Genomic DNA, 17,633 nt, shown 5'->3' on the forward strand with positions numbered 1-17,633 from the left:
GTCGCGGGAGCGTCGCGGGCAGCACGTGGATATGAGAAGGATGTAGTACACCGGATGAGTGAAGTTCGTCGTGCGTCGCGAGGTCGCGGTCATCGCAAACCCAGCGCGCCGTTCTTCGCGCAGCTACTGACCGCCGCGGTCGATACGGCCGCGGACACCGTCGCCGTGTCCTACTCCCCCGTCGACGGTGACCGGCGTGAACTGACCTACACCCAACTCGACGAGTACTCCTCGCAGCTGGCCAGGGAACTGTTGGGACGTGGGATCGGCCCGGGAGATGTGGTAGCGCTCGGCTTCACCCGGTCGATCGAGTCGGTGGCGGCGGTGTGGGCGGTGACCAAGACCGGCGCCGCGTGGGTTCCGGTCGATCCGGCGCTGCCCGCGGACCGCATCGCCTACCTGCTCACCGATTCCGGTGCCGCCCTCGGCCTCACCTGTTCGGTGCACCGGCCCGTGCTGGGTGAATCGGTCGAATGGTTCGACCTCGACAGCGCGCACCACCGTGCCCGGATCGCCGCACAGCCCGCCCACCCGCTCTCCTACCTCGACCGCATCCGCCCGCTGACCGATCAGCACCCCGCCTATGTCATCTACACCTCGGGTTCCACGGGCCGGCCGAAGGGCGTCGTGGTCACCCACACCGGTCTCGGTGCGCTGGTCACCGCGACGCGCGAACGCTACGCGGTGGCGGCGGGTGACCGGGTGCTGCACGTGTGTTCGCCGAACTTCGACGTCTCGGTCCTCGAACTGCTGCTGACGTTCAATGCCGGGGCCACGCTGGTTGTTTCGCCCCCGTCGGTGTTCGGTGGCCCCGAGTTGGCGGCCCTGCTGCGGCGCGAGCGGGTGACGCACATGCTGATCACCCCGGCGGCGTTGGAGTCGGTGGACCCGCACGGGCTCGAGGAGTTGCGGGTGGTCGTCGTGGCCGGTGACGCGTTCGGTCCGACGCTGGTCGATCGCTGGGCGGCGGGCCGGTCCTTCTTCAACGGTTACGGTCCGACGGAGGCGACCGTGCTCGCCACCGGCAGCGCCGAGCTGGTGCCGGGCGGGCCGGTGACCATCGGTTCCGCGTTCGCGGGCGTCGGGGCGATGGTGCTGGACTCACGGTTGCGTCCGGTTCCGGCCGGGGTGGCCGGTGAGCTGTATCTGTCGGGGCCCGCGCTGGCCCAGAGTTACCGGGGCAGGCCGGGGCTGACCGCTGAGCGGTTCGTCGCCGCACCGTTCGCCGGTGGTGCGGGGACCCGGATGTATCGGACCGGTGACCTGGTGCGGCGCACGGTCGACGGCGATTTCGAGTATCTGGGTCGTTCCGATTTCCAGGTGAAGATCCGTGGTTTCCGGGTGGAACTCGGCGAGATCGATGCCGCGCTCACCGCTCACCCGGCGGTCGAGTACGCGGTCACAGTGGGCACGAAAGCTGACTCCGGTGCGACGGTGCTGGTGTCGTATGTGCTGGCTTGCCAAGGCGTTTCGGTCGATGTCGAGGAGCTGACTCGTTTCGTCGCCACGTCCCTGCCCGGGCACATGGTGCCCACGGTCGTGATGACCCTCGATGAGATCCCGCTGACGCCCAACGGGAAACTCGACCGCAATGCGCTGCCCGCGCCGGTGTTCGGCACGGTCGGTTCCCGCGTTCCGGAAGGGCCGGTGGAGACCCGGATCGCGGAGTTGTTCGCCCAGATCCTCGGGGTGGAGCGGGTCGGTGCCGAGGATTCGTTCTTCGCTGCCGGTGGTGACAGCATTCTGTCGATCCAGTTGGTGTCGCGGGCGCGTGGCGCCGGGATCTCGTTCACTCCGCAGGAGGTGTTCGAGCATCGGACGGTGGCGGGGCTGGCGCGGGTGGCGGTGCTCGGCGCGGAGGCCGCCGCGCCACTGAGCGAACTGCCCGGTGGTGGTGTGGGCGCGATGCCGTTGACGCCGGTGCTGGCGGCTTGGCTGGCCGGTGGGCGGGTGTTCGACCGGTTCACCCAGCAGATGGTGCTGGGGTTGCCCGAGGGTATCGACCGGGCGGGGCTGGTGGCCACCCTCACCGCGGTGCTCGATCACCACGACATGCTGCGTTCGGGATTGCGACGGGTCGACGGGCAGTGGCAGCTGCAAGCTTTGCCGCCCGGTGCGATTCCGGTGAACGAGTTGGTCACCCGTGTTGATGTGCCTGCCGGTTGTGATGCCGAGAAGCTCGCCGACGTCGCCGAGGTGGCGATGGAGTCGGTGCTCGCCGCGTTGGATCCGCAGGCGTCCCGGATGATCGCCTTCGGGTGGCTGGTACGCCCGGACGGCCCCGACGGGTTGGTGGTGGCGGCCAACCACGCGGTGATCGACGGTGTTTCCTGGCGGATCCTGTTGTCGGACTTGGTGCTTGCCTGGGCGCAGTACAGCGCGGGGCAGCCGATCGCGCTGCCCGCGGTCGGGACTTCGTTCCGGCGGTGGGCGCACGGTCTGGCCGACTCGGCGAGCGGGCGCCGAGCCGAATTGGCCTACTGGCAGCAGCGGTTGACGGTGCCCGATCCACTGCTGGGTGTTCGACCGCTCGACCACACCGTCGACACCGCCGCGACGGTGCGCAGTGTCAGCGTGGAGGTGGCGGCCGATGTCACGCGGGCCGTGCTGACCGAGCTGCCCGCGAAGTACCGGGCCGGCGCCGAAGACGGTCTGCTCGCGGCGCTGGCGTTGGCGGTGCGCGCGTGGCGGGCGCGGCGCGGGGTGCACGCCTCGGCGACCCGGGTGCGTCTGGAGGGTCACGGTCGTGAGCAGTCAGCGGTCGAAGGCGCTGATCTGACTCGCACGGTGGGCTGGTTCACCAGTGTGTATCCCGTTGTCCTCGAGCTGGACGGGATCGATGCCGAGGCCGCGTGGCGAGGTGGGGCCGGCACGGCCGCGGTGGTCAAGGCGGTCAAGGAGCAGTTGCTGGCGGTGCCGGACAAGGGCATCGGTTTCGGCATGCTGCGGCATCTGGACCCGGAGTCGGCGTCGCTGCTCGAGGGTTCGCTGGGGCAGGTCGGTTTCAACTATCTGGGGCGGATTTCCGCCGGCGGGGTGGCCGACTCGACAGCCGATCACAGCTGGTTGCCCACTGCGGACTGGGGTGAGCCGCAGGCGAGGCAGGATCCGGCGCTGCCCGCTGCCGCGGTGGTCGACATCAACGCCCTGGCCACCGAAACCGAGGACGGCTTGCGGTTGAAGGCGTCGTTCTCCTTCGCTGCCGAGGTCATCGATGAGGCGTCGGTGCGTGACCTCGCCGACTGCTGGACCACGGCGTTGACGGTCCTCGCGCAACATCTGGACGATCCCGCGGCCGGTGGCCTGTCCCCCGCCGATGTCGGGCTGGTGCGTGTCACCCAGACCGAACTCGACGCCTGGCATCGCGAGCGGCCCGGTCTCAGTGATGTGGTGCCGTTGGCGCCGTTGCAGCTGGGGTTGTTGTTCCTCGCTCAGGTTTCGCCCGCCGACCCGTATCTGGTCCAGTTGGCGGTCGAGCTGACCGGCGCGGTGGACACCGACCGGTTGCGGCGGGCCGCGCAGGCGGTCCTCGACCGGCACGCGATCCTGCGTACGGCATTCGGTGCCACGGCGGCGGGCACACCGGTGGGGTTCGTCGCCGAGAGAGTGGCGGTGCCGTGGCGGATCGTCGATACCGATGACGGGGATGCCGCGGAGTTCTTGGCCGCCGAGGCGGGCATCGGGTTCGACCTGGCGAGCGCGCCGCTACTGCGTTTCACCGTGTACCGCCGGGCCGCGGGCGGACTGCATCTGGTGTTGACCGCGCACCATCTGCTCGTGGACGGCTGGTCGATGCCGTTGCTGATGCGGGAACTACTCGTCTGTTATGCCGCCGACGGCGCCGGTGCCGGGTTGCCACGGGTGCGGCCCTACCGCGATTACCTGGCCTGGCTCGCCGGCCAGGACCGGTCCGCGGCGCTGCAAACGTGGTGTGCGGCGCTGTCCGGGCCCGAACCGACCCTGCTCACCTCGGCGGTGACGGTCCCGCTCGAGCAGGTGGCGGGCCACGCGAGCTGCAGTGTCGAACTGTCGGTGGCCGAGGCCGAGGTACTCGCAGGGTCCGCGGCGGCCCACGATGTCACGGTGAACACGCTGTTCCAGGCGGCGTGGGGGCTGGTGCTGGCGAGCGCGGTCGGGCGCGGTGATGTGGTGTTCGGTGCGGTGGTGTCGGGGCGGCCACCGCAGTTGGACGGTGTCGACGGCATGGTCGGCCTGTTCGCCAACACCATCCCGGTACGGGTCCGCTACGACGAGTCCGAGTCGTTGCGGAAGCTGCTGGTGCGGTTGCAGTCCGAACAGATCGCGCTGCTCGATGGCCATCATCTGGGGCTGAACGAGATCCAGCGCGCCATCGGGTCGGGAGAACTGTTCGACACGCTCATGGCCTACGAGTCCTATCCCGTCGACACCGAGGGGATGCGGCGCGCGCACGGGTCGATCGACGGCCTCGAGATCGTCGACATCCAGGCGGCCAATGCGACCCATTACCCGGTGGCGGTCGGCGTCGAGGTGGGTGCGGGTATCCGGGTCGGTGTGCAGTACCGGACCGAGGTGATCGATGCGGGCATCGCGCAGGCGCTGGCTCAGCGATTGCGGACTGTTCTCGATGCTTTCGTGCGCACCCCGGATCACACCCCCGCCCAGGTTCTCGAGAATTCGGCCGATGATTCGATCGCCCGCTCCACGTTCTGGCGGGCTGTGCTCGCGGAACTTCCCCCACGGTTGGACCTGCCCGCCGACCGCCCCCGCCCCGCGCATCCCGTCATGGCAGACGAGCGCGTAGGTTTCACGATCCCCGCCGACCTGTTTCAGCGGATGCGGAGTGTCGCCCGCAGTCACGACGCCACGGTCTTCAGCGTCGTGCACACAGCGTTCGCGACGTTGCTCGCCCGGTTGTCGGGTACCGAAGACATCGCGATCACGACCCCCTGCCCGCAGTCTCGGCGCGCCCAGCTGGTGCTCCGGTTGCCGGTCTCCGCCGCCACCCCGGCCGAGGAGCTGCTGGCCGTCGCGACCGAGACCGCTCGTCAGGCGTTCGCCCGTAAGGGCCTGTCCCCCGCTGAGTTCAGTGCACTGTGCGTTCCGGCTGACTCCTTCGCCAGCCACGATGTCGAACAATCGCGGACGAGCGCACGAGAAACCTTCGCCCGAATCATGCTCGCCGCCGAGGCGGTTGCGGCTGACACGACCGAGTGCGATCTCGTCTTGGCGGTGCCTGCGCTGTCGGTCGACGGCCGAGCACTCGGCAGTGCTTCCGAATCCCGAGAGCGTTCGGGTGATGCTGCCGCTGCCACCGAGCACCCGGTGGGTGACATCACCGCCGAGTTCTGTTTCGCCGGTGCCCTGTTCGACCGGCACACGGTGGCAACCTTCGCTGAGCGCCTCGTTCGCCTGCTGACGGCGATGGTCGGACATCCGGCCACCCCGGTCGGCGACCTCGTCATCCTCGCCCCAGCGGAGCAGGCCGCACTGACCGCCAGGGTGAGCGCTCCGGTGACTCGCGCCGCCCTGCTCCCCGAGCTGGTCTCGCACGGAGCCGCGCTGGGAGCCGACCGGATCGCGGTGCGTTACCGAGGTCGTTCCATCAGCTACGGGGAGCTGACCGAACGGACCTCCCGTTTGGCGCGTGAGCTGGTCGCGCGTGGTGTCGGACCCGAAGTTCCTGTCGCGGTGGCGTTCGCGCGGTCGTTCGACATGGTCGTCGCCGCACTGGCGGTAGCGGCAGCGGGCGGGGTGTACGTGCCGATGGACCCGGCCAACCCCACCCGGCGCCTTCAGCACCTGATCACCGATTCCGGTGCGACACTGGGGCTCACCGCCGCCACACACCGTGACGACCTGCCCGGCGAGCTGACCTGGCTGGCCCTCGACGATCCCGGTTTCGAACGTGCCTGCGCCGCGCAGTCCCCCACCCCGCTCACCGACGCGGACCGCAGCACTGCCCTACGCGCGGACCATCCCGCCTACATCATCTACACCTCCGGCTCCACCGGCCTACCCAAGGGCGTCACAGTGACGCATTCCGGCCTGGGCGCATTGACCGGGGAGGCGGTGCAGCGTTACCGCCTCCAGCCGCACCACCGGTTCCTGCACATCTGCGCACCGTGGTTCGACCCTTCGGTGCTCGAGTGGCTGTGCGCGTTGTCCACCGGCGCCACCCTGGTCATCGTCGAGCGTGACATCGTCGGCGGCGTCGAACTCGCCGACCTGCTGGCCGTGGAGGCCGTGACGCACGCGATCATCACCCCCGCCGTCCTCGGCACCCTGGATCCGGCGGGCCTGGACCACCTGGAAGTGCTGTCGGTCGGTGGTGACGTGACCACTCCGGAGTTGTTGGCGAAATGGCAGCCGGGCCGGCGTTATCTCAACGGTTACGGCCCCACCGAGACCACCATCATCTCCTGCTACGCCGAACTCGCCGCCGGGCGAGCGGTGTCGATCGGTGTACCGGTGTGGGGGACGCACGCGATGATCCTGGATGCCCGGTTGCGGCCGGTCCCGGCGGGTGTCACCGGTGAGCTCTACCTGGCCGGGCCCGCACTGGCCAGGGGTTACCGCAATCAGCCGGTGACGACCGCGACCCGGTTCGTCGCCGACCCGTGGGGCGCGCCGGGCGCTCGCCTCTACCGCACCGGTGACCTCGTGCGCCGGCGACCCGGCGGGGACCTGGACTATCGGGGCCGCGTCGACACCCAGCTGAAGGTGCGTGGGTTCCGGATCGAACCGGGTGAAGTCGATGCCGTTCTCGCCGGTCACGACGAGGTCGGCGGTGCGGTGACGATCGGCCGGAAGGCGCCGTCGGGGTCGACGGTGCTGGTGTCGTATGTGGTCGCGGTACCGGGGCGCACTCCCGATCCGGTCGCGCTGACCGAGTTCGCCGCGGTGCGGTTGCCGTCGCACGCGGTGCCCTCGGCGATCGTGGTCCTCGACGCGCTGCCGTTGACGTCCAACGGCAAGCTCGACCGCACCGCACTGCCGGAACCCGTCGTCGCCGCTGAGCCGACCAGGGAACCGCTGGGTGCGCTGGAAACCCGATTGGCGCAGTTGTTCGCCCGCGTGCTGGGTGTGGCGTCGGTCGGGGTGCACGACTCGTTCTTCGCGATCGGCGGCGACAGCATCGCCTCGATCCAGTTGGTGTCGCTCGCGCGGGCCATGGGCATCGTCTTCACGACCCGTGATGTTTTCGAGCAGCGCACCGTCGCGCGACTGGCCGGGGTCGCCGTCCTCGACGATCAGTCGGCGCCGGTTCTGGCGGAGCTGCCCGGTGGCGGGGTCGGCGAGGTCGAGCTGACCCCGGTGCTGGCCGAGGCGCTGGCCCACGGTGTGAGCGACCGTTTCGCCCAGACGATGGTCCTGGCCTTGCCCGAGGGCATCGATCGAGCGGGCCTGGTGGCCACCTTGGCCGCGGTGCTGCGCACCCACGACGTGCTGCGGTCACGTCTGCGCCGCGACGGTGAGCGGTGGCGGTTCGAGGTGCTGGCGCCAGACGCCGTCGACGTGGACTTGCTGCTCTCGGAACTCCACGATCCCCCGGGTGGCGGGGAAGCCGTTGCCGCGCAGAGTGTCCCGTCGCGGATCGGCGCAGACGCCATGAATTCGGCGCTGTCGGTCCTGGATCCGGTGAACGCGCGCATGATCGCGTTCACCTGGGTGCGCAGGCACGGTGCCCGTGACGTGCTCGCCGTCGCCGCACACCACTACGCCATCGACGGGGTGTCCTGGCGGATCCTGCTGCCCGACCTGGTCCTGGCGTGGGCGCAGCACAGCTCGGGCCGGCAGATCACCCTGCCTGCGGTCGGCACGTCGTTGCGGCGCTGGGCCCACGGGCTGGCCGGCACCGACCGCACCGCCGAACTCGCCTACTGGCAGCGAACCCTCGCCGCCCCCGACCCGCTGCTCGGTGACCGCGCGCTCGATTGCACCCTCGACACCGAATCGACGATGCGGTCGATCACGGTGCGCCTGCCCGCCGACATCACCGACACGCTGCTCACCACCCTGCCTGCCCGGTACCGGGCAGGCGCGGATCACGTACTGCTCGCCGCGCTCGCGCTGGCCGTGCGCGACTGGCGGGCCCGGCGCGGTGTCGACACGGCCACGCTGCGGTTGCGCCTGGAAGGCCACGGCCGCCAGGAAGACGCCGTGCCCGGCGCCGACCTGACGCGCACCGTCGGCTGGTTCACCACCGTCTACCCCGTGGTCCTGGACCTGACCGGGATCACCGGCGGCGACGACGAAGCGCTCGCGACGACGATGCGCACCATCAAGGAACAGCTGCTGGCGGTACCCGACCACGGCATCGGTTTCGGTCTGCTGCGGCAGCTGAACCCGGCGGCCCGCGAGGACCTGTCCGGCAGCATCGGCCAGATCGGCTTCAACTACCTGGGCCGGGCGACGACCGGCGCCGAACCCACCGGTGACACCGCCTGGCTGCCCACCGCCGAGCTCGGTGACATCGAGATCGACTACGACCCGAACCTGCCGGCCAACGCCGTGCTCGACATCAACACGATCGCCGTCACCACCGATTCGGGTCCGCGACTGCAGGCGGACTTCCGCTACGCCACCGGCATCCTGGACGAGGCGGCGGTGCGGGAACTGGCCCAGGACTGGACCGGTCGGCTCACGGCACTCGCCGAACACATCCGGTGCCCGGACGCGGGCGGGCTCACCCCGTCGGATGTGGCGCTGGTACGGGTCAGCCAGTCCGACCTGGACTGTTGGCGCCGCACCCACCCCGGGCTCTCGGACGTGCTGCCCCTGTCGCCGCTGCAACATTCGCTGCTGGCGCTGGGCGACATGCTCGACGAATCGGTCCACGCCTATGTCATCCAGCTCATGGTCGCGTTGACCGGGGAACTCGACACCGAACGGTTGCGGGGCGCCGCGGCCACCGTCCTGGCACGCCACGCCAACCTGCGTTCGGCCTTCGTGACCGCCGCCGACGGCACACCGGTGCAGCTCGTGGCCGACGCCGTCGAAGCACCGCTGCGGGTGGTGCCCACCACCGAGGCGGCGCTGCCCGGGCTGCTCGCCGCCGATCAGCGGGCCGGGTTCGATCCGGCCGTGGCTCCGCTGCTGCGCTTCACCGTCTACAGCACCGGTTCCGGGCAGAACCGGCTGGTGCTCACCGGGCATCACATCCTTCTCGACGGCTGGTCCATGCCGTTGTTGATGAAGGAACTGCTCGTTCTCTACGCCACCTACGGTGACACCACCCACTTGCCCGCGGTGCGCCCCTACCGCGACTACCTTGCCTGGCTCACCCGCCAGGACCGTGCCGCCGCCGAACAGGCCTGGTCGCAGCTGCTGGGCGGGATCTCCCCGACGCTGCTCGCCCCCGAGCTGACCTGGCCACCGGCCACCGGCACCGGTTTCGGGCTGTGCGAGTTCACCCTCGACGCCGAGGACACCGCCGCGCTGACCGCGTTCGCCACCGCCGCCGAAGTCACCGCGAACACCGTGTTCCAGGCGGCGTGGGGGCTGGTCGTGGCCGCCACCACCGGGCGCGCCGACATCGTGTTCGGTGCCACCGTGTCGGGGCGGCCCCCACAGCTCGACGGTGTCGGCGACATGATCGGCTTGTTCGTCGACGCCGTACCCGTGCGCGTGCGCGTCGCCGGCACCGCCACCGACCTGGTGCGTGCGGTGCAGACCGAACAGGCTGCGTTGCTCGACCACCACCACCTCGGTCTCGGCGCGATTCAACGAGTCGCCGACCGGGGCGAATTGTTCGACACCATGCTGGCTTTCGAGTCCTACCCCGTCGACGTCGACGGCCTGCAGCAGGCCGGTGGGGCGCTCGAGAATCTGCGTATCGACGACCTACAGGGCGCCGACCACACCCACTACCCGCTCACCGTGCTGGTCTTCCTCGGTGCCCGTACCCAGGTGCAGGTGAAGTACCGGTGTGACCTGGTGTCGGATGCGGTGGCTCAGGCGGTGACCGACCGGCTGCGCACCGCCCTGGCCGAGGTACTGGACCCGTGCGCGCCCGCGTCACGCATCGTCGACACCCTCGGCTGCGCCCCCACTGATCCGATCACGCGCTCACGTTTCTGGCGGCACGCGCTCGCCGACCTGCCGGGTCGTCTCCCGCTGGTCTCCGAGGTCGCGCTCGGGCGCGTCAGAACTGTCAACGGCCACATCGATACCGTGTCCACCGGCATCGCCGAACAGCCGGGCGGTATCGGCGTCCAGGGGGCGCCGCTGCCCGGTGCCGGGACCGGCCCGCATCACGGTGAAACGCACCTGTTCGAACCCCTGCACTTCTCGGTCCCGGCGCCAGTGCACGGCGACCTGCGCCGACTCGCCGAATCGACCGGCGTCAGCTGGTCGAGCCTGCTGCGGGCCGCTGTTTCGATCCTGCTCGCGCGACTCACCGCCACTGCCGACATCGTGATCCGGTCCGTCGACGCGGACCTGGTGCTGCGCACCGGCATCGATCTCGCCGAACCGCTGCCCGACCTGCTACGCCGAGCACACCACAGCGAAACCCGGGCCCGGGCACACGCCGGAATCCCGGTCACCGAACTCGCCGCTCTCCTCGGGGTCGAGGCCCGCTCCCTGGGACAGGTCTGTCTCGAAATCCGGTCACACGACGGGATGACCGGTGCACCGGCACCGCTACCCGACAGCGGCAAGACCGGGTTCGGCAGTGATGGTTCGACGGGATCCGGCGGCGAACTCGCCCTGGTGGTGACCGAATCCGGGGCGGGCATGTCGATCGAGATGTCCGGGGCCGCAGCACTGCTCGATGACCGGTCGGCCGTCGAGTTCGGCCGGCGCCTGGTCCAGCTGCTCTCCGCGATCGCCCGGCACCCGCACACCGCCGTGGGTGACCTGCCGTGGTGGGAACCGGGTGAGTACACCCGACTCACCCGCATCGGCCTCGAGCAACCGCACCCCTCGACGGTCACCCTCGCCCAGCTCCTGGTGCGGGGCACCGGGTTCGGGCAACACCGAATCGCTGTGCGCGACAACGGGAAGACCTACACCTACGGCACGCTCGACGCCGACTCCTCACGGTTGGCGCGCGTGCTGATCGCCGAGGGTGTCGGGCCGGAGACCGTGGTCGCCTCGGCGGTGGCCCGGTCCTACGAATCGGTGCTGTCCCTGTGGGCGGTGGCCAAGGCGGGTGGGGTGTATCTGCCGGTGGACCCGAACTACCCCGAAGACCGGGTTCGGCACATGCTGGCCGACTCCGGTGCACAGGTCGGCATCACCGATCACACCAGGAATCTTCCCGGGTCCGTGCGCTGGTTGGCGCTCGACGACCCCGCTGTGCGTGCCCGTGTCGCCGGGTGCGCGGCGACACCGGTGCGAGACCGGCACCGGCGTGCCCCGCTGCGCCGCGACAACACCGCCTACACCATCTACACCTCGGGCTCCACCGGCACACCCAAAGGTGTTTCGGTCACCCACACCGGGCTCGCCGCGTTGCTCGTCCACTCCGCCGCCCTGTTGGGGTTGCGCCACGACCACCGCATGCTGCACGTGTGTTCGCCCAGCTTCGACCAGTCGATCGAGGAGATCGGTACCGCCTTCTTCTGCGGTGCGACCCTGGTCGTCGCGGCGCCCGACACCGTCGGCGGCACCGAGCTGGCTGAATTCCTGCGCGCCGAGCGGGTGACGCACACGATCATCACCCCCGCCTTGCTGAGCACCCTGGACCCCGCCGACCTGCCGGAGCTGCGCTGCGTTTCCGCCGGCGGTGAGGCCACCACACCGGAGCTGCTCGACGCCTGGGCGCCCGGTCGCCGGTTCCTCAACGGGTACGGCCCCACCGAAGCGACGATCGGTGCCACCTACGCGCCCCTCGAGGCGGGCGACCACGTCACCATCGGCCGCCCGGTGCCCGGAGTGCGGGCCGTGGTCCTCGACGTCCGGCTGCACCCGGTTCCGGTGGGGGCCACCGGTGAGCTGTATCTGGCCGGTCCGGCGCTGGCACGCGGGTACCAGGGACGCGGTGCCACCACCGCCGGCCGTTTCGTCGCCTGCCCGTGGGGCGCGCCCGGTGAACGCATGTACCGCACCGGCGACCTGGTCCGGTGGGCGCGTTCGGACACGCCCGCTCTCGAATATGTGGGTCGCAGCGACTTCCAGATCAAGATCCGCGGTTTCCGGATCGAACCCGGGGAGATCGACGCCGTGCTGATGCGGCACCCCCAGGTGGGTTTCGCGCTCACCATGGGTGCCGAGAAGCCGGGCGGGGAGACCGTGCTGGTGTCGTATGTGACCGGCCGCGACATCGACCCCGGTGCGCTCACCCGCTGGTCGGCGGCGATGTTGCCCGCACACATGGTGCCCGCCTCGGTGGTCGTGCTGGACCGGGTGCCGTTGTCGGCCACGGGCAAGCTCGACCGGAAAGCGCTGCCCGCACCGCAATTCGTGTCCCGCCCCTACCGCAGGCCCGCGGCCGGGCTGGAGGAAACGGTCGCCGACATCTTCGCCGAGGTCCTCGGCGCCGAACGGGTCGGTGCCGAGGACAACTTCTTCGACCTGGGCGGGAACTCGTTGCTCGCCACCCGCGTGACCGCCCGGTTGAGCACCGCCGTCGATCTGCGGGTGCCGGTGCGGGTGCTGTTCGCCGCACCCACGGTCGCCGACTGTGCGCGTGCGGTCCTCGGGTTGACGCGCGCCTCCGGTCGTCCCGCCCTGCGGGCCCAGCCACGACCCGACCGTGTCCCGCTCTCACCGGCCCAGCAGCGCATGTGGTTCCTCAACCGGTTCGACACCGCCACCGCCGCCTACAACATCCCGGTCGTGCTGCGGCTGACCGGTGCGCTCGACCCCACGGCCGTGCGGGCCGCGTTCGCCGATCTGATCGCCCGCCACGAGATCCTGCGCACGGTGTATCCGGTCGTCGACGGGGCGCCGGCACAGGTTGTGCTGCCACCGGAGCACCCGGACGTGCCCCGGTTGACGCTCGCCACCGTCCCCGGACGCGAAGACCAGGACGGTCGGATCGAAGTCGTCGGCGCCCCGGTGGCACCCGCCGGTGGCGGGGACGGCAACGCTGCGCACCCCGATGAGGTGGAAACCGCAGTCGCACAACTTGTTTCGAGCGCCTTCGACGTCACTGCCGAGGTGCCGTTGCGCGCCACACTGTTCACACTCGGCCCCGGGGACTACGTACTCGGTATGGCGGTGCACCACATCGCCGGCGACGGCTTCTCCGGCGGCCCCCTCACCCGCGACCTCGTCACCGCCTACAGCGCCCGCACCCGCGGCCGAGCCCCCACCTGGGCGCCACTACCTGTGCAGTACGCCGACTACGCGATCTGGCAGCAAAACCTGCTCGGCGACGAAACCGACCCCACCTCGCCGGCCTCCACCCAGATCGCCTACTGGCAGCGGGAACTGGCCGAGCTGCCCGACCAGCTCGACCTGCCCCGTGACCGCCCGCGCCCGGCGATCCAGTCCTACTGCGGCGGCCGGGTGCCGTTCGTCCTCGACACCGCCGCCCACGTCGCGCTCGCCGAACTCGCACGCGCCCACGGTGCGACGCTGTTCATGACGGTGCACACCGCACTGGCCGTGGTCCTGGCGGGGCTGTCCGGGACCACCGACATCGCCATCGGCACGCCGGTGGCCGGTCGCGGCGACGCGGTCCTCGACGAGCTGATCGGCATGTTCGTCAACACGCTGGTCTTTCGCACCCGGGTCGACCACGACGCGAGCTTCACCGAGCTGCTCACCCGCCAGCGCGACACCGACCTACAGGCGTTCGCGCACGCCGATATCCCGTTCGAACGTCTGGTGGAAGTGCTCAACCCGGCCCGCTCCACCGCCCGCCACCCGCTGTTCCAGGTCGGGCTGTCGTTCCAGAACCTCACCGAAATGCGCATGGACCTGCCCGGTGTCAGCGTCACCTCGATCGAGCTGGACCGCGCACTGTCCCAATTCGACCTGCACCTGATCGTGGCCGACCGCTACACCACCGACGGTGCCCCCGCGGGCATCAGCGGTTACTGCACCTACGCCACCGACCTGTTCGACCCGGCCACCGTGCAAGGGTTCCTCGACCGGCTCATCCGCCTGCTCACCACGGTCCTCACCGACCCTGGCGCCCCGCTGCACACCATCGACCTGATCGCCCCGGACGAACGGGTGCGCATCCTCGAGACCTGGAATCACTCAGGCACGCAAGGTTCTGCGAACACCGCGGCCTGCTCGGGTTCGGGTGGGCGCGACCCCGGGGGCACCCTCGCCACCCTGCGAGACGCCACCGTGCGCCGGGTACCGGAGGCGGTAGCGCTCGTCGCCGACGGTGAGCGCTGGACCTTCGCCGAGGTGGACGCGCGGGTGAACCGGCTCGCCCGCCACCTCATCGGGGCCGGCGTCGGACCCGAGACCAGGGTGGTGCTGGCCATGCGCCGCTCGGTCGAGTTGGTGATCGCGATGTACGCGGTCACCGCGGCAGGTGGTGCGTACGTGCCGATCGACCCCGACCAGCCCACCGCCCGCACCCGCCACATTCTCGACACCGCCGCACCGCTGCTCCTCCTCACCGCGGGCGACGCGGTGCCCGCCGAGGCCGGGAGCGGCGCCTGCGCGATTCCCGTCATCCGGGTCGACCGACTCGACCTCACCGCCTACAGTCACGCCCCGGTCACCGACGCCGACCGTCTCGCGCCGCTGCGCCCGGCCGACACCGCCTACGTGATCTTCACGTCGGGCTCGACGGGGCGCCCGAAGGGTGTGGCGGTGTCGCACGCCGCGATCGTCAACCAGTTACGTTGGAAGAGCAGCGCATTCGGTCTCGATACCACCGACGCCGTGCTGGTGAAGACCGCGGCCACCTTCGATCTGTCGGTGTGGGAGTTCTGGACGCCCGCCGTCTGCGGTGCGCGCCTGGTGCTGGCCGCCCCGGACGGTCACCGCGACCCGGCTCATCTGGCCGAGTTGCTGCGCCGGGAGGAGGTCACCACACTGCACGCGGTGCCCTCGATGCTCGAGGCCCTGCTCACCGAGCGACTGCCGCGTACGCTCCGACGCGTGCTCGCCATCGGTGAGACCCTGCCGGTCACGTTGGCTCGCCGCTTCGAGACGGTCGCACCGGACACCGAGCTCTACAACCTGTACGGCCCGACCGAGGCGGCTGTCTCGATCACCAGCCACCGCGTGGATTCCGGCGACACCGCCACGATCCCGATCGGCAAGCCCGTCCACAACAGTCGGGTCTATGTCCTCGACGCTCGCCTGCGCCCGGTTCCGGCGGGTGTGCCGGGTGAGTTGTACCTGGCGGGAACACAATTGGCGACCGGTTATCTCGCGCGCCCGGATCTCACCGCCGAACGTTTCGTGGCCGACCCCTTCACCCCGGGTTCGCGCCTGTACCGCACCGGCGATCTCGCTGCCTGGACCGTCGACGGCGAACTCGAGTACCGCGGCCGCACCGACTTCCAGCTGAAGATCCGCGGCTTCCGCATCGAAACACAGGAGATCGACGCGGTCCTGACCGACCACCCCGATGTCGGTTCCGCGGTCACCCTCGGCCGGGAGAACCAAGCCGGTGCCACCGTGCTGGTGTCGTATGCGGTCGCCGCGCCGGGTCATCGGATCACGGTGGGTGCCCTGCGGGCGTGGGCGGTCCAGCAGTTGCCCTCGCATCTGGTGCCCACCTCGATCATGGTCCTCGACCAGCTTCCGCTGACCCCGCACGGCAAGCTCGACCGGACCGCACTCCCGGCACCGGAGGTCACCGCCGGCACCTTCCGGGCGCCGGTCACCGCCGGCGAGCGGGCGGTCTGCGACATCTTCGCCGAGGTCCTGCACCGGGACCGGATCGGGATGGACGACCACTTCTTCGAGCTCGGCGGCACCTCGCTGCTCGCCACCCGCTTGGCCACCCGGCTCAGCGACGCGGTCGCCGCGACAGTCCCGGTCACCTGGATCTTCACCAGCCCCACACCGTCGGGGATCGTCGCGGCACTGGGCGCGGCGGGCTCCGACTCGGCCGACAGCGCCTTCGACATCGTCTTGCCGCTGCGTACCACCGGCACCGGTGAACCCCTGTTCTGTATCCACCCCATCAGCGGTATCGCCTGGTCGTTCAGCGGTCTGGCCGCCCACCTCGACCGCCCCCTCTACGGCTTGCAGTCCCCGGCACTGAGTTCGTCCGCACCGCTACCGGATTCGATCGAGGCATGGGCTTCGCTCTACCTCGAGCACATTCGCGCGGTCCAACCCGAGGGCCCGTACCACCTGCTCGGCTGGTCGCTGGGCGGGGTGATCGCGCACGCCATGGCGGTGCAACTACAGGAAGACGGCGAACAGGTCGCGCTGCTCGGCATGCTCGACAGCACCCTCACCGTCGCCTCCCCCGCGGCGGCAGGCACGGTCACCGCCGCAGACCTGCTCGGCGGATTCGCCACCGACCAGGCCGGCGAGTCGCCCCTCGACGGGCCGCAACTCGCCCGCACACTGGCCGCGCACACCGCCCCCGGAATCACGTTGGACGACACCCGAATCGACCGGATCATCGATGCGGTGATCACCTCGGCCACTCTCGACGCCGAATACCGCCCCCGGCCCTTCGACGGCACCGTCACCTACTTCACCGCCACCCACGACGACCCGACCGGTGCCACCGGCGCGTCCTCGTGGGCCGGTGCGGTGACCGGACCGGTGCACAACCATCCCGTCGCCGCGACGCACTGGCGGATGACCGACGAACACGCCCTCGCCGCCATCGCCGCGGTGCTGCGATGAGGAGCCGATCAGATCTGATGCACCCACGCCACGAAGAACACGACACCCACCGCCGCCAGCACCACCGCACAGGGCACCGGCCACCAGGACCGGGCCCGGCCCAGCACCGACCGGGTCAGCCGCAACTGCAACCGGCCCAGTACGGCGATCACCGCGAGCAGCGCCGGGGCGATGAGCACACCGAGCACCGCGTGCACCAGCCACGCACCGGCCAGAGTCGGGCCGCCCCACGAATCGGCGTACCCGTCGGCAGCCACCAGCGGGTAGGCCAGGCCGCGTACCAGCACCAGTACGGCCAGCATCGCCAGGAACCAGCCCAGCAGGCCGACACCGGCGGAGATCATCGCGTGTAGCAGGCACCGCGTGAGCGAAACGTTCTGTGCGCCGACGGGTACCCGCAGCAACCGGCGCGCGGTCCGCAACCGGGTACGGACCCGTGTGAACGCCAGTGGCAGGGCCGCCAGTTCGAACGCCGCCGATCGCAGTGCCCGCTCGGTCACCGCAGTGATCCGGTCGCGGCGAGCTCGTCGAACAGCAACTGGTCCACCGGCGGCACCAGCTCCCGGTCGCCCAGATCGAACCAGGCCAGTGCTTCGATTTCGCTGCTCGCGGTGAGCACACCCGTGTAATCGGCGGTGTAGCAGGCCATGCGCACCACCGTGTGTTCGTCGGTGGGGATGCCCGCCTCATAGGTGCCCACGTGCACCGCCGTGTCCGGGTCGAGCCGCACGCTGAGTTCCTCGGCCACTTCACGCACCAGCGTCTGCAGATCGGTTTCGGCGCCTTCGCGCTTACCGCCCGGAATGTAGAAGACATCCTTGCCGCGTGGCCGCGCGCACAGGATGCGTCCGTTGTCGATCAGTACCCACGCCACCGTGTCGATCAGCTGCCGAATCGGAGAGTCCACGGCCCGCAGC

The 17,633-nt window shown here is 70.2% G+C and carries 3 protein-coding genes; 1 reads left to right on the forward strand and 2 read right to left on the reverse strand.

All coding sequences use genetic code 11. The features are described 5' to 3' along the window. Positions 1-54: 54 nt before the first annotated feature. Positions 55-16,716 carry an amino acid adenylation domain-containing protein gene (locus ACFO5K_RS05110; protein ID WP_378556425.1) on the forward strand — a complete coding sequence of 5,554 codons (16,662 nt, stop codon included), beginning with the start codon at positions 55-57 and terminating at the stop codon, positions 16,714-16,716. 8 nt (positions 16,717-16,724) lie between these two features. On the opposite strand, the gene ACFO5K_RS05115 is transcribed toward ACFO5K_RS05110, so the two are convergent. Beyond that, entirely contained in the window at positions 16,725-17,216 is a 492-nt protein-coding gene (locus ACFO5K_RS05115) for a hypothetical protein (protein ID WP_378556428.1), read from the reverse strand. After that, a complete protein-coding gene (locus tag ACFO5K_RS05120; protein ID WP_378556431.1) occupies positions 17,213-17,623 on the reverse strand; it encodes an NUDIX hydrolase in 411 nt (136 codons plus the stop codon). The genes ACFO5K_RS05115 and ACFO5K_RS05120 overlap by 4 nt, the downstream gene beginning before the upstream one ends. Between the last annotated feature and the right edge of the window lie 10 nt (positions 17,624-17,633).

The sequence above is a fragment of the Nocardia halotolerans genome (assembly GCF_042650145.1).
Classification (GTDB): domain Bacteria; phylum Actinomycetota; class Actinomycetes; order Mycobacteriales; family Mycobacteriaceae; genus Nocardia; species Nocardia halotolerans.